This is a genomic window from Bianquea renquensis, from assembly GCF_014384895.1.
GTDB classification, from domain to species: domain Bacteria; phylum Bacillota; class Clostridia; order Lachnospirales; family Bianqueaceae; genus Bianquea; species Bianquea renquensis.
This window is the reverse complement of record NZ_JACRSQ010000009.1, coordinates 119,586-139,144: the sequence shown is the minus strand read 5'-3', so window position 1 is coordinate 139,144 and position 19,559 is coordinate 119,586. Positions and strand designations below refer to the sequence as shown.

The following is a 19,559-nucleotide window of genomic DNA, read 5'->3' as shown; positions in this document are numbered from 1 at the left end:
CCCTTTTTTACAGTTTGCAATACCTTTTCCTCTTTTTCTGTCTCTGTTTCCACTTATTTCTGCCTCTTTTTTAGCTTTCCCAGGCTTATTTCCACTACGTTTCTCATAGTAACTCCATCTCCGTTTCCTCTGTGGGACTTACTTTGGGAATTTACGTTTATTTTTTATACAGTGGGTTCCCAGGGAATTTGTACATATTTTGTCAGCGGAATGGATCTCGTGTCGAGATAGGACGGTAGATGGATTGGATTTGGCGGCTTCCGCAATGCCAATCACAGAAACTATAGAATTTTGACCGCCTTACGGCGGACTTTTCTGTACGGCGAGAAATAAATCCCCCTACACTTTCATTGCAATGGTCATAAATCGCACCTCTACATCCGGGTACACACGCCTCAACGCCTCACCGCAAGCCTCAATGGTGCTCCCGGAGGTGTAGATATCATCCATCACAATAATGTGCCTTCCCACAGCCTGATCTTCAACAGCCGTAAAGGCATCCTGTAAATTCTTCTTGCGCGCTGTGGCGCTCAATGCATTCTGTGGATCGGTATTTCGCACTCTGACCAACAGCTTCCGCATCACGCAGCCCGTCTGCTCTGCAAATTCCTTTGCTAAGACCTCGGCCTGATTATAGCCTCGGCCATGATACCGCTCTGCATGGAGTGGAACCGGCGTCACGATCGTAGGTTCTTTGGTTGCTTCGCCACCGGGAGGCCACAAAACCTTCGCCATACAGCTGGCGAAGACTTTTCCATATGCCTTTTGTCCATCGTATTTGAAGCGATGAATCGCCTCCTGAACCGCCCCGTCATAGACAAACAGGCTCTTGCCTGGAATTTGAATATGGTGAAGGCTACAATTCTGGCATAAGGCTCCTTGTCTGGAAACCGGCCGGCCACACTGCCTACAGCCGGGTTCCGGCAAATAATACTCTTCTGGATGGCAGTTGGTACAAATCCCAACACGGTCAGGCCACGGAAGAACCCGCTGACAGAACAGACAGCGCGGCGGGTAGAGAAGCTGCATCGCATCCTCCAGCCCACGCGCAAGAATTCGCTTCCATCTCGCCATGACTCCCCTCCATTCTGCCGCCTCATGGGCTTTTTCTTGAACAGACGTTTCGGGCGACAACCCGAAATCTTTATCTCCCTTCCAATAGTGCAGAGGCACTGATCTCCTCCCTCAGCCGGTCCTCCAGCGCGGTGTATCGAATCGTCGGCCGGTTGTTGTCTACCATGCGCCGCACCATGTCCTCCTCCCCGATTACCACAACGTACTGCCGGGCTCTCGTAACAGCAGTGTACAAAAGGTTTCTAGAAAACAGCATAGCGGGACCGCTGTGGAGCGGCAGAACGATGATAGGACTCTCCGTCCCCTGCGCCTTATGGATCGTGACCGCATAGGCAAGCTCCAGCTCCTCCAGGGCCGTGTAGTCATACTCAACTTCTTTTTTGTCATCAAAAATGACAGTCAAACATCGCTCTTGTGGATCTATGGTCTTGATGCGCCCGATATCGCCGTTAAAAATCCCCTCGCCCTCGTCAAGGGGATATCCAAACCGGTTGAGGACTTTCCAAGGGGTATTGTAGTTGTTGCGGATCTGCATCACCTTATCCCCCTCCCGAAGTTTGATCTGTCGAAACTCCAGCTCCTTTTTAGACGATGCGGGGGGATTCAGCGCCTCCTGCAAAATCTGATTCAACGATTCCACCCCTAAATATCCGCGCTTCATTGGGCTTAACACTTGAATATCGTCGATGGGAGAACAGTGGGCAAATTTGGGCATCCGGTGGAGAATGACGTCGACAATGGTGCGCGCAACATCCTCCTTGCGCCGGCGGCGCATGAAAAAAAAGTCCGTATCCTTCTGATTAAAAATCGGATATTCCCCCTGATTGATCCGGTGGGCGTTGGTCACAATGGCACTCAGCCCCGCCTGCCGGTAGATTTGCGTCAGTCGGACCACCTTTATACAGCCGCTGGCAATAATATCTTTCAGCACGTTTCCTGGGCCCACCGATGGGAGCTGATCCATATCGCCGACCAAAATAAGGCGCGTCCCTGGCATGATCGCCTTTAAAAGATGATTCATCAGCAAGACATCCACCATGGAAACCTCATCTAAAATCACCACATCCGCTTCCAGGGGATGCGTTTCATTGCGCTGAAAGGTTTGCTTGGCGTCCTCCTCCTGCATATATTGAATTTCCAACAGCCGGTGAATGGTGGACGCTTCCCGCCCCGTCGCCTCCGTCATTCGCTTCGCCGCTCTTCCGGTGGGCGCCGCCAAAAGCACCTCCTCATCCATTCCCTCCAGGATATCCAACAGGGTGTTGATGATCGTCGTTTTCCCAGTACCAGGTCCTCCCGTTATGACCAGAACGCCTTCCGAGAGCGCTTCCATGACGGCTTCCTGCTGATTCGGTGCCAGGGTGATTTTCGCTGCATTCTCCACCTGCTTAAGCCGGTCAGCTTTTTCCTCCGGCGCTATGTCCTGCCGTACCTCTGCCAAACTCAACAGACGCCGGGCGATTCCCTGTTCCGCTGTATAAAAGGATGTCAAGTACACCCGCATCTGTCCCGTCTCTTCTTTTTCCACAACGTCGCCCTCCATGATAAGCTCGGTGAGGGCGTTCTCAACCTGAATTCCTGTCACGCCAATGAGCTGGTACACACGATCCTCCAGCAGATCCAGAGGCAAAAACACATGCCCCTCGCCGGAGGACTCCCGCAGGATGTATTTCACCGCGCTCCGGATTCTATGCGGTGATTCCAACGGAATGCCGATCTGCTGGGCAATTTGGTCCGCCTTTCGAAATCCAATGCCTTGAATATGATCCGCCAGGCTGTAGGGATTTGTCTGCATCACATGAATTGCCGATTCCTTGTATTGTTTGTAAATCTTCATGGCCAGCGCTGCTGTTATGCCGTAGCGCTGTAAAAAGATCATGGTTTCCCGGAGCTGGCGTTGCTGGTGAAACTGCTCCGCTATCTCGCAGGCGCCTGCCTGGCTGATCCCCTTGATCTCCGCCAGCCGCTCCGGCTCCTGCTCCATCACCGCTAATGTATCCTCCCCGAACTTATCAACAATACGTTTTGCCAGAGCCGCCCCGATCCCCTTGATCGCGCCTGAACCGAGGTATCGCTCAATGGCCTCTTTGCTCTTCGGCAGAGTCTTCTCAAAGGATGTGACTTCAAACTGTTCCCCGTAGGTGCTATGCTGTTTCCATGCTCCGGTGGCGGCAATGGATTCCCCCGGCTGCACATCCGGCAGGATCCCTACCACCGTGATTCGCTCATCCTCCAGCTCAACTTCACAGACTTTATATCCATTGGCCTCATTCGAAAAAATGAGCTCCGTCACCATCCCCTGGATCTCGTGTCCCCTCTGCGCCATAATATCCTCCATTCCTTTGGGTATCCGTATCGATTGTCATCGATAGAAAAAATGAGAAGGAGATATCCGCTCCCTGCGATATCTCCTCCCTCCTTTTACTTTCTTCGGAGCTGGTCAACCTTGTCCGTCTTCTCCCATGGAAGATCCAAATCTGGCCGTCCAAAGTGGCCATACGCGGCCGTCTGTTTATAGATGGGCCGGCGCAAATCCAAATCTCGAATGATAGCGGCTGGCCGGAGGTCAAACTCTTGCCGGACAATATCCGCGATGCGCTCATCCGAGTAAACTCCTGTGCCATAGGTGTTGACTAAGATGGAAACCGGCTCCGCAACGCCGATGGCATAGGCGATTTCCAGCTCACATTTGCGGGCCAGCCCTGCTGCCACCAAATTTTTAGCCACATAGCGGGCAGCGTAGGCTCCAGATCGGTCCACTTTCGTCGGATCTTTCCCAGAGAATGCGCCGCCGCCATGGCTAGCATATCCGCCATAGGTGTCAACGATAATCTTGCGCCCGGTTAAGCCTGAGTCTCCCTGCGGCCCTCCAACGACAAAACGCCCAGTAGGATTGATGAGATATCGCGTCTTCGCATCCAACAGCTCTTCCGATATTGTAGCCTTGATCACGTCCCGGATGATGTCCTCCTGTAGCCTTCCCAGTTCCACGTCTTCCCCGTGCTGGGATGAGATGACGACCGTATCGACGCGGACCGGCCGGTTGCCATCGTATTCGATGGATACCATGGACTTTCCATCGGGCCGGAGATAGGGAAGCGTGCCATCCTTGCGCACTGCGGTCAACCTTCTCGTCAACCGGTGCGCCAAGGCGATGGGCATCGGCATCAGTTCAGGAGTTTCGTCACAGGCAAATCCAAACATCATCCCCTGATCCCCCGCCCCGATGGCCAATTGCTCATCGGTCAGACTTCCCTCCTTTGCCTCCAGCGCCCTGTCAACACCCATGGCAATGTCCGGCGACTGCTCGTCCAGCGCTGTCAATACTGCGCAGGTATCGCCATCAAATCCGTACTTCGCGCGGTCATAGCCTATATCTTTGATCGTCTGCCTCGCGATCTTTTGTATGTCCACATAACAATTGGTGCTGATTTCCCCCATAACAAGAACCAAGCCGGTGGTAACCGCCGTTTCGCAGGCAACCCGCGCCATAGGGTCCTTCGCCAATATAGAGTCCAGCACTCCGTCCGATATTTGATCACAGATCTTATCCGGATGTCCTTCTGTCACCGATTCCGATGAAAAAAAACGTTTTCCCACTTACCATAGCCTCCCCATAACTCTAGTGATTGATCTGAAAATGGCCGTCCCCGTTGAGGTGCTCCACAAAACGGCCGGTCCCAATGGCAACACATGATATGGCATCCTCGGCCACGAAGACATCCAGCCCCATATTGTCCTGAATCAGCCGGTCCAGTCCGGTCAGGAGGCTGCCACCTCCGGTCATGATGATGCCCCGCTCATAGATATCCGCCGCCAGCTCCGGGGGTGTCCGCTCCAAAACTCCGTGGATCGCCTCCACAACAGCTGATATCGGCTCCTGCATCGCATCTCGAATATCATCGGACGTAACCGGCTGGTTGACGGGTAGGCCGCTGACCAAATTTCGTCCACGCACATCCATGGTGCGCTTTTCATCGAAAGAATACGCCGAACCGATGGCGATCTTCACATCCTCCGCCGTCCGCTCTCCTATCAGAAGGTTGTATCGTTTTCTCATAAATCGAACAATGGCTTCATCAAACCGATCGCCCGCCACTTTGATGGAATCGCTTACCACAATGCCCCCTAAGGATATCACGGCTATGTCACAGGTGCCGCCTCCGATATCCACAACCATACTCCCCACAGGTTTGGATATATCGATACCCGCTCCGATCGCCGCGGCAATGGGTTCCTCTATGATATGGACCTCCCGGGCTCCCGCTTGATAGGTGGCGTCCATGACCGCCTTCTTCTCCACGTCTGTGACTCCACTTGGAACACACACAGCGATAACCGGTTTTAAAAATCGACGGCCGATGGCGCGTTGAATAAAATACTTCAGCATTTTTTCCGTGTATTGATAGTCGGAGATAACGCCGTCTCTAAGCGGCCGAATGGCTCTAATATTGCTGGGTGTGCGGCCGATCATGCGCCTGGCCTCTTCTCCAACCGCCACCACCTGATTGTCTTCGTTGCTGTTGATGGCCACAACCGAGGGCTCGCGCATCACGATTCCCTTTCCCCGGATATAGACCAGAACGCTGGCAGTTCCGAGATCGATTCCAATACTGGTAGACAACATGGTTCCTGCTCCTTCAAAAATCACCATTATCTGACAAATTCGTGTTTATGTTCTTATTATAGAGTAGGATATGCGAAAAGTCAAAGGATATCATGAATTTTAATAAAATTTTTCACATACGCAAAAAAATCTTCACAGTTGGTTTCCGCCCTGTTTTATGGCGGCGCAGCTGCGAAGATTTTTCTGCCGGCGATACGTCTTTTTTCCCGTATCGTTACATAAACCGATCCTCTGATTGTGTTCCAAAGGATGAAGACAAATGAAGATACTTTTCTTTCGTCGCCATTCCCCCTCGGATATGGCGCTCCGCCTTATTCACTTCTAGCACCTGTCGGGCCTGCGAGGCCAGCTGTGGATTGATTTTTTCCAGCCTATCGGTCAAGTCCTTATGCACGGTTGATTTAGAAATCCCAAATTTTTTGGCGGTCGTTCGCACAGTTGCGTTTTGCTCAATAATATATTGCGCAATCTCAACGGCTCGTTCTTCAATGTACTGCTTCATTCTGGAAATCCCCCCAAACATCTCTTACTCCATTAGTATGTTGGGCAGGTCTTATTTATGACTCCGAAATGATTTCCTTGTGTCATTGCGAAACTATTAATTATTTTTACATTTTTAGTTTGGGGTTGTTTTTTCAGGTGGATCGCGTTATGATAGACACGTTCCTTTTTGACGAATTTTGTCATACATCTCTTTTGGAGGTTATCATGAATAGAAGACAGACAAGAAATCTCAGCGTAACCATGATCGTCATTGCCCTCGTTCTACTCGTAGGGATGGGCGTGTTTGCATTCCGGCTCCTTCACGGCTCAACGGGCTCCCTCGTTTATCCTTGGAAGCAGACGGAGCGGCTCCCATATCGAGAATCCAAGACAGAGGCTCTTCGTCTCCGGTCGATCAATCCCATCAATGCGGAAACCTTAGCGTCCCACAAGGAGGAGGTCGCGGAGATCCTCAGAACAACAGGCCCTAAGGTCTGCCTAACCTTTGATGATGGGCCAAGCCCCGCGATTACCCCCAAACTGCTAGATCTCTTGAAGCAGTACAACGTCCACGCTACATTTTTTTTGGTGGGGAAGAATGCGGAGCGATATCCTGATCTAGTAAAGCGCATGATCGACGAAGGCCACGAGGTCGGAAATCACAGTTATGATCACCCTCAGCTGACTACGCTATCGGTTGACGGCTTCATGAGCCAAATTAACGGAACCAACGACATTATATACAACGCAACTGGCGTCAAACCGAAATACCTGCGCCCTCCCTATGGATCGAAGAACCAAATCATGAAAGATACCATTCCCATGCCGTTTATTCTCTGGAATGTGGATCCCGAGGACTGGCACAAAACGGCGACAAAGGAATCGATCTCACAAAATGTGTTGGACAATGTCTCCGACGGCGGCATTGTTTTATCCCACGATTTGTATGAACGGACTTACGAGGCCTATGAAATTCTCATTCCCCAATTGATCCAGCAGGGATATCAATTTCTCACCGTGTCGGAGATGTTCAGGGAAAAGGGTGTTGATGCGGTTAACGGCGAGTCCTACCGATCCATCCGTTAAGATAAAAAACAGAGCTGTCCGCCTCTAGCATCGCCTGCTAGCTACGACAGCTCTTGTATTTTAATCCTCCAACGTATTTTCCAGGTAATCCATAGGATTCACTGGCTCTCCATTGACCGTAACCTGAAAATCCACATGAGTACCAATAGCAACGCTATACCAGCTGGGAGACCCGATACTGCCAATTTTCTGTCCCTTCACGATCGTCTGATCCTTCGTTACAGGAATATTTTCATCCAATTGGCCGTATGTAGTCTCGAACCCATTTCCATGATCCAAAACCACATAGTTTCCAATCTCATCCAGATATCCAACTTCAACGACGATTCCGCCGGCTGCGGCAAACACATCTTCGCTTTCAGTGCCAGCAATACTGATGGAATCATTGGTCCGATACTGATCCAGCGTAGCATCATAAATCAGATTATCTGGACTATAATCCATAAGGACATTCCCACTGACAGGCCATAGCATACGGTCCACCTCCGGATCGAAGTCTGCGATTTGGGGCTCCGATACGGGAGGATCTCCTTCCGCCGTATCCCTGGGCGGCGCGTCTAGATCCGAATGCAGCTGTTCTTCGGAAAGCGAATTCTCTTCACTCGCCTCCGCAGTATCCCCGGACTGTGATCCTGAATACTCTTTGTCAATTTGTTCGTTGGATTGCTCCATATTTTGTTGAACATCCTTCGCATCCGGATCCAACACGGAATTGTTATGGTCCGTTGCGTCAGAAGAATTCTCCGCATACTGTTGCTGCGGCTGACTTGAGTTCGGCTCGTCGGAACGATCTGCCAGGTCGTTATGCCTCGTCACTGAAAAGACCGTAACTCCAAGAGCCACCACCAAAATTACGACTAACACCGACAAATAGATTCTTCGCTGCTTGTCAAAACTTTGGTTTTTGCTCGAATTACTCATAGCTTCCACCTCCAACGATAGTATTGCCATAGTGGAAGCGCTTTTATACATACCATGTTTTACAAACAAAAATTATTGCAGTGGCAAATTGGGGACTGCATTCAAGGACAGATCCGACCGGCGGCCGTCTTGATATTGGTAGTATGCGGCACATCCAATCATCGCCGCGTTATCTGTACATAAAATCAAGTCCGGCACACACAGTTGTTTCTTCTCCGCCATGCAGGCAGCTTCCATGGATGCGCGAAGGGCACGGTTCGCGGAGACACCGCCCGCCATGGCGATTTTTGAAATTTTAAATTCATTGGCTGCGGCCAAAGTCTTTTTTGTCAAAACCTCCACGACGGCGGCCTGAAAGCTGGCCGCAATATCCGCTTGCTTATAGGGTTCCCCTTTCATTTCCATTTGATTCAAATAATTTAAAACGGCTGATTTTAAGCCGCTAAAGCTAAATGAAAAGCCATCCTCCTCCAAACAGGGCCTCGGAAAATGCACCGCCTCCGGATTCCCCATTTTGGAGACTGCGTCGATCTTGGGGCCGCCTGGATACCCCAGCCCAATGGCCCGCGCTACCTTATCGAATGCCTCTCCTGCCGCGTCATCTCGGGTTTTGCCGAGAATCTGATATCGAGTGTACCCTTCCACCAGCACTAGATGTGTGTGACCTCCCGATACAACTAGGCAGAGATAGGGAGGTTCCCACTGAGGATCGGTTATATAGTTGGCAGCAATATGGCCCTCTATGTGGTGCACACCGAGCAGCGGTTTTTTTAACGCGTAGGCCAACGCCTTGGCATGGGCAACTCCCACTAAAAGCGCGCCCACCAGCCCCGGGCCATAGGTGACAGCGATGGCATCAATCTCTTCCCACCCGGTCTTCGCGGTCTTCATTGCCTCGCGCACAACCGCATCAATCGCCTCAAGATGCTTGCGCGATGCAATCTCCGGCACTACACCGCCGTATATTTGATGAAGCGCGATCTGGGACGAAATGCAATTTGAAAGAACGGTACGGCCTCCCTGCACGACGGCCGCCGCTGTCTCATCGCAGGAGGACTCAATGGCTAAAATGGTAGTCTCCTTCATTCCGTCACCCCCGCGTTTTCCTCATCGGCAAATTTTAAGACCTTTGTCATCCGGTCTTTCCCAACTTTCGTGTTGGGAAAAATTCGCCTGGCCTCGTCCAAGTATTGATAGGGCGTGATCAGGGAAGGACTGAAATGCGTCAGCCAAAGCTCCTTCACATTCGCCTGCTTCGCCATGGTGGCCGCCTCCTGAAAGGTCATATGCCGATATTCCTTCGCTTTTGTCTGTTTCTCCTCCTCGCCATACATCCCTTCGCAGATAAATAGATCCGCAGCCTTGACACCGTTTACAATCGAATCCCGCGGCCGTGAATCAGTACAGTAGCACACTTTCAATCCCCGCCTGGCCTCGCCTAAAACCATGGATGGCTCATAGATAGCGCCTTCGTGCTCCACTGTATTGCCTTTTTGTAGCTCCTTCCAAAAAGGCAACGGAATTCCTAGGGCCTTAGCTTTTTCAGGCAAAAACCTCGGTTTTCGACGAATTTCCACGCTATAGCCAAAGCAGGGCATTCCGTGATCTGCCCGGAACGGTGTCACAACCAGATCTTTCAGCTCCAAAACTGGCGTGTCTCCGTTTAGCTCCAGATACTGTATCGGAAACGGTAAATCCGGCGCAATCAAAAGAAGGCCTTCCACAACTCTCCGCAAGTTGCGAGGGCCTATGAGCGTAACCGGTTCCGTACGCCCAGAATTCCCGATCGTAAGCAGCAGTCCTGGCAGTCCACTGATATGGTCGCCGTGATAATGAGTAAACAAAATATAGTCGATCGCCTTGAAGCTCCACCCCTGAAGCCGCATGGTGATCTGCGTGCCCTCCCCGCAGTCGATCAACAGCGAGGTGCCCGCATAACGCATAAAGCAGGCGGTAAGCCACCGGTTTGGCAACGGCATCATACCGCCTGTTCCTAGCAGGCATACATCAAACATATTGCTATAATCCTTTCACTTCTTCTTTCTCTTTCGCATGCGGAAGTTCGGTGGGCGGAAATTGAAATGTCTGAATCCAGCGGTGATAACACTCAGGACAGATATCAAGGCTGTGCCGCTCCCCGTCAAAGGGGGAATGATACCCCCAATGCTTGACGACGGATAAATACTCCCCACCTTTTTTATCCTCGCCGTGGATGATCTGCCTGCCACAGCAATTGCAAATCACCGTATCCACTTCCTGCTTCTCAATCAGGATCGCTTTATAATGTCTCATCTTCCATACCCCTTTGGAAATTAATTTGAGGCACGTCTATCTTCCTCTTGTGCCTCTATGTATGGTAAAAGGGGGCATTCACAAAGGCTTATACGAAACTATATGCAGTTATGTCCTTTTCTATGTCACATTATACTACTCTTTTTCATATCTGTACAGAAGTAAATTATAGAAAATCCGGTTTTTTTTTCCGAAATATTCAACCATTCGTATTATTTCGTGCTGTTTCGACATTTTGAATTGAAAAGTTTCACATAGGTTGGCATCACCCAACACAGCTAAATTTTCATGGCGGTCTTTCCACCCCGCCATTTCTGCATCATTCTACCACCGCAGTGCGATGCCCTATAATATGGATGAGACAATATTAGCGTACCCCTCATGGGTGGTGGTAAAAAATAATGGGGTCTGCGCATCATCGAGGAACGCAATATCGTCGGTGCCAAAATCCGTGTATTCTACCTCATCGCATCCCCATCGATCCCTGCGATTGAAGAAAAAGGAGGGATAGGTGCTTAAAAATCGAAAAAAGCTATCCTCTTTGCGATAGCAAAATTGAACGGCTCGCCTTCCCCGCGTTTTCGTGCCAAGCCATTTGTTGACGCTTCTCTTTTCTATCAATTGCATACAAGTATTCGCGTTGGCAATTATTTCGTCCTCATCATCTTCCCCGTTAATTTGCACGATGACAATGTATGCGGTTTTGCCCTTTAACTTTTTCAGAAGGTCAAGATACTGTTCATGGCTTGTCAGGGCGATGGAAACCCAATGCTCTTCTCTCATATTGATCACCTGAATTTTAAAATTGTTTCAACCCCATCGAATTACTTCAACCGGTTTCCTGTATGGCATCGTCAATTTAATGCTTCCTCCTGCGGCAGACCGCCGTGCTCCCGCGGGGCGTGACATCGACGGAGTTCCAGCCGGCAACACGAATTGAAAAGGAGGCGCTCTTTGGACATACAGTCCCTCTGTTGGTGCGGCTTAAGGAAGCTTTTTCCCACAATGATTGCAAAACGTAAATTGGGAATCGACCGCCGTGCCGCAATATGGGCAGAAATGACTTTCTCTCTGACTCTTGTTGTCTATTTTTAATTCTGGCCCAAATTGCCGTCCAAATCGATCATTGAGCGGATCGCATTCCTCCGTTTCGTCGGTGATGTCGAATTCTGAGTATCGGTTTTCGCTTGTGGCGTTTTTAAATTTATAAATAGCCTGTATAATGGCCACTAGGATAAACAGGATTCCAAATATGGCCATAAAACCGCCACCCATGCTGGCAGCTATGATCGTCCACACAACACCGAACAGTCCAACAACAATGCTCATAATACCACCCATCATAGATGGTCCGCGGCCGGGTTTTATGCTTTTCATATTGGCATCGCTCCTATACCTATTTTTTCATTTTAAGGCCCCCGCAAGGGGGACGACGCCATGCGGGGCCGCCCTTTTACATACCCCAAAAAATTACAATCCACGTCCCCCGCAAGAGGGACGACGCTACAATCCAGACCGATACACGGCCCACCCCTATTTCAATCCACGTCCCCCGCAAGAGGGACGACTCGATCCTCTAGAATTTGCGAGGCAACTAACGCCATATTTCAATCCACGTCCCCCGCAAGAGGGACGACAAATTCGGGCGCAAGGGCGTAAAGACCACCAAAGAATTTCAATCCACGTCCCCCGCAAGAGGGACGACTTTCTGTGCAATCCGTGTTTTAATCTCTGGTTGCCATTTCAATCCACGTCCCCCGCAAGAGGGACGACGATATTGTAATTTTTGGTTATTTACGTGCTGTGCAGATTTCAATCCACGTCCCCCGCAAGAGGGACGACGAACGGTGAGTGTAGAGACGGCAGAAATTGATACAATTTCAATCCACGTCCCCCGCAAGAGGGACGACGATGGCAGTGGCAAAAGAGGGCGAAGTGATCTATATTTCAATCCACGTCCCCCGCAAGAGGGACGACCTTGTTGAGTCGGCCTATGCGTTGCGAGATACTTTTATTTCAATCCACGTCCCCCGCAAGAGGGACGACCCGGAAGCCTTGTTGCCCTTTCCGGTTTTTCCAAATTTCAATCCACGTCCCCCGCAAGAGGGACGACAAGTCCGGAGGCGGAGAAAGGATGAGAAAAGATGGATTTCAATCCACGTCCCCCGCAAGAGGGACGACGACGTGTCCTCCATCAGCACTCTTAGAGTCTCAGGCATTTCAATCCACGTCCCCCGCAAGAGGGACGACTATTAGGCCGTCCAGCAATGGGCGGCTGTTTTGTATTTCAATCCACGTCCCCCGCAAGAGGGACGACCAGACAGCCTTGAAGAGGCGATGGAAGTTGCAGACATTTCAATCCACGTCCCCCGCAAGAGGGACGACTTTGGGTCAACAAAAGTGTACAATAGGAAAGACAGATTTCAATCCACGTCCCCCGCAAGAGGGACGACTCAGAAATGGCTAATCAAATTGATCTATGGACGCATTTCAATCCACGTCCCCCGCAAGAGGGACGACAGCAAAAATGCACAATATCAATTTCATATTATACAGTATATCACCACAAACCAGACAATTCAACCCAACACAGGCTCCTTTTTCTCCCCTCTGAGCTCTCAGATTTATGTATTTCACCGGCAAATATCCGGTGCGAATCCCCCTGAAAAATCGCGACCACTTGACATTCGCACCGTCCCGTTACCAATCGATTTCCACATCCACTTGCCAAAAACCAGAGAGGTGAACGTCACCTCCCTGGTCAATGTGAACTACGCCTCCATCATGGACTTTACAATCGAGACAACATTCGCCACAGTGAACCCAAACTCTTCAAAGACCGTACTCGCTGGCCCAGACGCCCCGAAATGATCCAAGGCCAAGATTTGCCCCTTTAAGCCAGTATATTTGTGCCATCCAAAGGAGCAAGCCGCCTCCACGGCGAACCGTTTTTCCACGGCCGCTGGCAGGATGGCTTCCTTATATGCGTCGGTCTGCGCGTCAAACAATTCAAAAGAGGGTATACTGACCACACGAGCATCGATGCCACACTTCTCAAGCTCGTCGTACGCTTTATAGATCAGCTCAACCTCCGACCCGGATGCCATCAGGATCACATCCGGAACCGCCTTCTTAGAATCCCGCAAAATATACGCTCCCTTAGCGGCATCCTGGCCGGATTCTGCATATTGGGGAAGATTCTGCCTCGTCAAAACCAAGGCGGTCGGCCCCTGAGATGTCACCGCATGAGCCCACCCCACCGCTGTCTCACAGGCGTCTGCGGGACGGATAACCGTAAAACCGGGGATCGACCGGAGTGCCGCCAACTGCTCAATCGGCTGGTGCGTCGGCCCATCCTCACCCACTCCAATACTATCATGGGTCAGAACATATACAATCCGCTGCTTCATCAGCGCCGACAGCCGGCAGCTATGCTTCATATAATCAGAGAAGACAAAAAACGTTGATACATAGGGCAACAAGCCTCCGTGCAGCGCGATGCCATTTCCGATGGCTGCCATGGCATGCTCCCGCACACCAAAGTGAAGATTCGCACCTGCATAGTCATCCGCCGAAAAATCACCTTTTCCCTTCATAATGGTTTTCGTCGAAGGAGACAGGTCCGCGGAACCGCCAAACATATTGGGCAGCTTGTCCGCCAGGTAATTTAATACCTCCCCTGACACATTTCTCGTCGCTGCGCTTTTCTCAGGTTTGGCAAAGAGGGCTTCATCTGACCATGGATCATAGCTGGGATTTTCAAAGTACTCGGACCACAGCTCTGCCATCTCCGGATATTTCTCACAGTACTCGGCAAAGAGCGCTGTCCACCGAGCTTCCTGCTCCGCCCCCTTCTTCGACAACTCCGCCGTATAGGCGTAAACCTCCTCCGGCACATAGAATGCCGGCTCCGACGGCCAGTTTAAATTCTCCTTCAAGGCAGCCAAATTTTCTGCGCCGAGAGGTTCGCCATGGGCGGACGCCTTCCCCTGTTTCGCAGGACAACCGTATCCGATCTGAGTTTTAATGATAATAATCGTTGGCCGTTCATCGTTCTGGCTCACTTCAAGCGCTTTGGCAATGGCCGCCGGGTCATTTCCGTCTTCCACCGTGACGACGTTCCAGTGATATGCGGCAAAGCGCCCTGCCACATTTTCCGTAAATGCAATATCGGTACTCCCCTCAATGCTGATACAATTGGAATCATACAAAACCGTCAACTTGCCAAGCTTCAAGGTTCCGGCCAAAGACGCTGCTTCCGCACTGATACCCTCCATCAGGCAGCCATCCCCAACAAAAGCGTAAGTTCGATGATCCACCACAGGATATCCTTCCCGATTAAAAATCGCAGCCAGATGTGCTTCCGCCATGGCCATTCCAACAGCGTTGGCAATGCCCTGCCCCAGCGGTCCCGTCGTAGTCTCAATTCCGACAGTATGCCCATATTCGGGATGCCCCGGGGTTTTTGAGCCCCACTGCCGAAACTGTTGCAGTTCCTCCATGGGCAGGCCATAGCCAAAAAGATGCAGCAGACTGTATAATAACATTGATCCATGCCCAGCTGACAAAACGAAACGGTCCCGGTCCTTCCAACTGGGATTCTGAGGATTGTGCTTCAAATAATATCCCCACAAAGTATAGGCCGCAGGGGCCGCGCCCAAGGGCAGACCCGGGTGTCCACTGTTGGCTTTTTGGATCGCTTCCGCGGACAAGACTCGGATAGAATTTATGACCTTAGTATCAATGGCTTGATTCACGTTTTGCTCCTCCTTCAATTTTCTGTTGCGCTAGCCCTATTATAGACAAAATTCGGGGCGCTGTAAAGAAGAAAACTAAAAAAACCGGAAATTCTCTTTCTCCTGGCATAAGAAAGAAAAACTCCGGCTCATTCCTCTAATGTCTGTGAAGGGCCTGTTTCAACCGCTTTCCAAATCGCTCCTCATCCATCCCCATTAATAGAGGGATGCCTTCCTCCAGGGAATCGATGGGATATAAATGAAAGTGCTCCTCTTCAACCGCTCGCACCACTTCCTCCTCCAGGCATAGATCCTGTAAATTATGCCTGGGAAATATGACGCCCTGACAGTCCTGTAGCCCTTTTGTCTTGCAGAATTGATAAAACCCCTCTATTTTATCGTTAATCCCGCCGACCGGCTGAATTCTGCCGAACTGGTCCATGGATCCGGTGACGCCGATTCCTTGATTTAGCGGTACTTTTGACAGCGCCGATAAAATTCCGTATGCCTGCGATAAAACGGCACTATCGCCTTCCACCAGGCCATAGCTCTGCTCAAAACAAAGGCTTACCTGCCAATTGCCTAAATCCGGACAGCCATATCGCCAGCCTAAATATCCCCGCAGGATTCCGATTCCCTTATTATAGATAGCGCCGCTGAGTCCCGCGCTCTCTTCCAAGCTAATCATCGATGGCTTTCCCTGAAAGACACTGGCCGTGATCCGCACAGGTTTGCCAAAACGAAAGTGCCCTAGGTCCGTAACTACCAGCCCATTGACAGTCCCCACACGCTCCCCGGAAGCTTCCAGCAGATATTTGCCGCTGGCCGTCTCCTGGAAAAATTGTTCTGCGATTTTCCCTCTGCGCCGGTCCATCTGCCGCAGCACCCTTCGGACTGTATCCGCGGGAAGCGTCTTCTGATCCTGCTTTTCACAATCAAGATAGCATTCATACAAAACACTGTCGATACAGCCTAGATACGCCGGCAACTCACCGCCCTCCGCAAACCGGCGTTGAATATGGCGCAACAAAATTTTGACCGAATCCCACTCCAACTCTCGAAATCCCCGTGTGCGGCTGTGCCATTTTAGATACGACGCCCACTGGATCAATCCCTCGCTATTTTTCGGTATCCGGGCTGGGAAATACAAAACCTCGGCAAAAATCTCGGCAAAATCCTCGTCGAGTTTGCTCAGAACCTGATACAATTCAAAGGAGCCACAGCAAACCAACTGCACGTGGAAGGGAATCGGGGGTACGTGAAGCCGCTCTCCAAAGAGACTATAGTTGTCTTCCTTGATATCCTGATGAAAGATTTCTCTCTTCTCCAAGCAATGCTTAACATAATTCCAAGCCCCAGCGCTGCTAAAGAGCTCCTTTGCATCCACCAGCAAAATGCCGCCGTTGGCTTCCTGTAGCAGACCAGGCTGAATATCCGCAATGCTGGGCTCAGTCCCCGGATCTTTCTGTGCAATCCGGCCCATCAATCGCGCCACTGTTGGCATACAAGCCCACACGATTGGGAATCGCTCTTGCCCAGGCGTCGCCGCAAAGGGTATCCACTTTTGAAATGACTCGGGAACCTTCACCGGTTCGACAGCAAGCACCTCGTCAAGCCAGATCTCTAACTCATCCTCCAGTGCCTCACGCATTTGTTGGTGATACGTCAGAATCTTTTCATAGCGGCTCCACGATTCGTCCAGCTTTTTCATAGAGTCGGCTAGCAGAATATGCACGATCATCTTTCGGTTCGACAGCAGCTCCTCCTCTGTCTCCGCCTTGCACCGGCGCAGCAGTTCAAGGACTGCGGCTGCCTTTACCTGGAGAGCGTTGGATTTTTCTAAAATCTCTTGCTTCTCCTTTTCCCCCAACGCTTCATACTCTTCCTCCTGGAGCTTTACGCCATCCACCACTGGGATGAAGTACATTTCCTTCTCCGTGAGATAGGCTTCAAATCCTTGCTTCGCAGCCACTTGCCGCAAAGCGTCCATCTCCCTTTCCCCTTTTTCCTTATGCTTTTCTTTGATCTGAGATTCCTGTAAGAGATACGGCGCACTGTCCAGCTGCCTCTGGAAAAGCCGGATAAACTCCTTCTGCCACTGCTGCAACTCTTGTTTCCACTGTTTTCCTTCTCCGACGGGCAACTCTACAATGGTTGGTTCCATAGGCCGGGAAGCGTTTGGCAGATACCAGTACTCACCGGTCCGCGGGGAATCTAGCTTTGTCATCCTCTCGATCAGATCCCGGCACCCGGCGGTTTGCTTTCCGTTGTCATCCGTAATAATATACAGATGTTGCTTTTTCCCTCGGAGTACTGTATCCAGATCCGCCGCAAAATTCTCCTGTCCAATCCAGCAGCACCCTTCCCACTCTATCTCCTCTTTCTCAGCTATGGACTCCTTTAATTTATCATAGTCCGGTGTTAGGTGCCGGATCGAAACCGTATCGCGATCTTTCACGTCCATATTCCTCCCCCAATCGGCTATATTCTAGTGTATTATATCCCCTGCCGGAAAGTGCATGGGCGCATAAAAAAGACCGACCCTTAGGATACCCTCCTTGCGGATATTGAGTGAACAATTGTGTTATAGAAATTATCATTTCTTTATAGTACAATATCAGTATTGGAGGTGTGAATGTATGTCGAAAAACGCCAAAAAAGTAAGCGACAGCGAGCTGGCAAGGTTTTTTTTAGAAAAAGTGGAGAAGGACGCTATTATCCCGGAACTCTTCAATTTATTTGGTTTTGATTGTCTGGTAAGATGCACCATTGACCCAAACAAATTGGACGGTCTGATACAGCAATTTGAAAAGTCTAATTTCTCTGATTGTGAAACGTTGTCTTCGATCATCGGCTTGATCCGCCAGGGAAAGAGTACGTCCGACAAACAGGAGAAGGATTTGCTGGGTGAAATTAAGGATTACGTGACGGAACATCTCACGGAGGATATAAGCATCGAAAGCATAGCGGAGGTTTTGCATATAAGCTATTACTATATTTGCCACTTTTTCAAACAACAAACCGGCTTGACTTTAAGCGCCTTCCGAAACCAAAAGAGAATTGAAAATGCCATCCGAATGCTCATTGACACAGATGAAAAAATCAGCGATATCGCTGCGCTTTGTGGATTCAACAATGTCAGTTATTTTACAGAGATATTCACAAAATCCACACTGTTATCTCCAACTGCTTTCAAAACCAAAAATAAAAATGCCTGCTTTCATCCTTTTTACTCCTATGAGGATATGTTGCTTACCGCAAAATTAGGCTCTGTCAAGTTTTTAGAACCCCCATCCTCGCAGTTGCTGACACATGACATAGCCACCTATTCTGTTCATGAACCGGACGAACAGTTCGAATTTTTACACGAATCCGCGATCATGGAATACGGTGGAGTCCTATATGCATCGTGGTATAATTGTCCGAAAAGAGAATTACAGGGCTACACGCCTATATGCGGCAAACGGTCTTATAACGGCGGTCAGACATGGACGGATATCGAGATTATAGCGGATGACAAGTCCGGCAAGATACTCTTTTGTCCGCCGGTTTACGGTGTTTGCCATGGCAAGCTATATATGCTGGTCAACGAAATGGTCGCGCCCGACCACATTCACGCAATGGATTTATATGTGCTGGATAACGCAACCGACCAATTTAAATTTCTTTGGTCGCGCCCGATCCCATTCAAGTTGAATACAAATGTTGTCACCTTGCCAAACGGAAAGTTGATACTTCCGGGACGTATAGCAGAGTTGGACGGATTTCCCAATACCCCTGCAGTACTGATTTCGGATAGCGGGAACATGGATGCCGAATGGCGTCTCATAAAAGTTGTAGAGAATGGTGATCTGCCAGACGGAAAAAAGTTAGTTCATCCGGAAGTTTCTATTCTATGCTCTGGGAAGATTCTCTACATGTTCTGCCGGAATGATCAACGCCGCGTCCCGCTAGTGTATATCTCAAAGGATTTTGGTGAAAGCTGGAGCGATGCCTTCGCCCATGATATCCCATATGTCAGTTCCAAAATATATGGTGGAATGCTATCTAACGGAAGAAACTTCTTAGTCGCCAACACCTATGAATTTGATCGCTCAAAGTTGGTCATCTATTTTAGCGAAATAGGAACCATGCATTTTGAAAAGCATATGGTGCTATTTGACAGAGAAACTTCGAATATGCAAGGAGTAACTGCCTGTCATTATCCTGCCGCGGTCGAAAGCGACGGAAAACTGTATGTCATCGCGACCAAAAATTATGAAGGGAGCCATAGAGGTGCCATTCTGTTTGTGATTGACTTACAGGATATAGAGCTTACTGCACTGCAATAGCCGCCTTTG

General features: G+C 50.1%; 15 protein-coding genes and 1 CRISPR repeat array. Of the genes, 2 read left to right on the top strand and 13 right to left on the bottom strand.

Annotated elements, in window-relative coordinates:
- Positions 1-339: 339 nt before the first annotated feature.
- From H8730_RS08065 to spoIIID, 5 genes are all read right to left on the bottom strand, one after another.
- Positions 340-1,074, bottom strand: a complete 735-nt coding sequence (locus tag H8730_RS08065; protein ID WP_177716301.1) for a ComF family protein — start codon at positions 1,072-1,074, stop codon at positions 340-342.
- Between the two features lie 70 nt (positions 1,075-1,144).
- Positions 1,145-3,400, bottom strand: coding sequence for an SF1B family DNA helicase RecD2 (recD2, locus tag H8730_RS08060; protein ID WP_249289655.1), 2,256 nt, complete (start codon positions 3,398-3,400; stop codon positions 1,145-1,147).
- Between the two features lie 95 nt (positions 3,401-3,495).
- On the bottom strand, positions 3,496-4,674 hold the full coding sequence (gene metK / locus H8730_RS08055; RefSeq protein WP_177716298.1) for a methionine adenosyltransferase: 1,179 nt from the start codon (positions 4,672-4,674) through the stop codon (positions 3,496-3,498).
- A gap of 22 nt (positions 4,675-4,696) precedes the next feature.
- Positions 4,697-5,701, bottom strand: a complete 1,005-nt coding sequence (gene mreB, locus H8730_RS08050) for a rod shape-determining protein (protein WP_177716296.1) — start codon at positions 5,699-5,701, stop codon at positions 4,697-4,699.
- Between the two features lie 214 nt (positions 5,702-5,915).
- On the bottom strand, positions 5,916-6,203 hold the full coding sequence (gene spoIIID, locus H8730_RS08045) for a sporulation transcriptional regulator SpoIIID (RefSeq protein ID WP_177716294.1): 288 nt from the start codon (positions 6,201-6,203) through the stop codon (positions 5,916-5,918).
- 206 nt (positions 6,204-6,409) lie between these two features.
- On the opposite strand from spoIIID, the gene H8730_RS08040 reads away from it, so the two are divergent.
- Positions 6,410-7,270 carry a polysaccharide deacetylase family protein gene (locus H8730_RS08040; protein ID WP_177716292.1) on the top strand — a complete coding sequence of 287 codons (861 nt, stop codon included), beginning with the start codon at positions 6,410-6,412 and terminating at the stop codon, positions 7,268-7,270.
- Between the two features lie 60 nt (positions 7,271-7,330).
- Here H8730_RS08040 and H8730_RS08035 read toward each other — a convergent pair whose 3' ends face one another.
- The 8 genes from H8730_RS08035 to H8730_RS08000 form a co-directional block, all read right to left on the bottom strand.
- Positions 7,331-8,191 carry a M23 family metallopeptidase gene (locus tag H8730_RS08035; protein ID WP_177716290.1) on the bottom strand — a complete coding sequence of 287 codons (861 nt, stop codon included), beginning with the start codon at positions 8,189-8,191 and terminating at the stop codon, positions 7,331-7,333.
- A gap of 72 nt (positions 8,192-8,263) precedes the next feature.
- A complete protein-coding gene (gene tsaD / locus H8730_RS08030) occupies positions 8,264-9,277 on the bottom strand; it encodes a tRNA (adenosine(37)-N6)-threonylcarbamoyltransferase complex transferase subunit TsaD (protein WP_177716288.1) in 1,014 nt (337 codons plus the stop codon).
- A complete protein-coding gene (locus H8730_RS08025) occupies positions 9,274-10,206 on the bottom strand; it encodes a ribonuclease Z (RefSeq protein WP_177716286.1) in 933 nt (310 codons plus the stop codon). The genes tsaD and H8730_RS08025 overlap by 4 nt, the downstream gene beginning before the upstream one ends.
- Before the next feature lie 4 nt (positions 10,207-10,210).
- Entirely contained in the window at positions 10,211-10,483 is a 273-nt protein-coding gene (locus tag H8730_RS08020) for a hypothetical protein (RefSeq protein WP_177716284.1), read from the bottom strand.
- Between the two features lie 345 nt (positions 10,484-10,828).
- On the bottom strand, positions 10,829-11,266 hold the full coding sequence (locus H8730_RS08015) for a hypothetical protein (protein WP_177716282.1): 438 nt from the start codon (positions 11,264-11,266) through the stop codon (positions 10,829-10,831).
- A gap of 201 nt (positions 11,267-11,467) precedes the next feature.
- Positions 11,468-11,860, bottom strand: a complete 393-nt coding sequence (locus H8730_RS08010) for a DUF7577 domain-containing protein (protein WP_177716280.1) — start codon at positions 11,858-11,860, stop codon at positions 11,468-11,470.
- Between the two features lie 92 nt (positions 11,861-11,952).
- A CRISPR array of direct repeats spans positions 11,953-13,003; the repeat unit is 33 nt; unit sequence ATTTCAATCCACGTCCCCCGCAAGAGGGACGAC.
- A 251-nt stretch (positions 13,004-13,254) separates the two neighbouring features.
- Positions 13,255-15,240: a transketolase gene (gene tkt / locus H8730_RS08005; RefSeq protein ID WP_249289654.1), complete on the bottom strand. Its 1,986-nt coding sequence runs from the start codon at positions 15,238-15,240 to the stop codon at positions 13,255-13,257.
- A 136-nt stretch (positions 15,241-15,376) separates the two neighbouring features.
- Positions 15,377-17,677 (bottom strand): AAA family ATPase, encoded by a 2,301-nt coding sequence (locus tag H8730_RS08000; protein ID WP_249289653.1) that lies wholly within the window; start codon positions 17,675-17,677, stop codon positions 15,377-15,379.
- Positions 17,678-17,858: 181 nt separating this feature from the next.
- On the opposite strand from H8730_RS08000, the gene H8730_RS07995 reads away from it, so the two are divergent.
- Positions 17,859-19,550 carry an exo-alpha-sialidase gene (locus H8730_RS07995; protein WP_249289652.1) on the top strand — a complete coding sequence of 564 codons (1,692 nt, stop codon included), beginning with the start codon at positions 17,859-17,861 and terminating at the stop codon, positions 19,548-19,550.
- Positions 19,551-19,559: the final 9 nt, after the last annotated feature.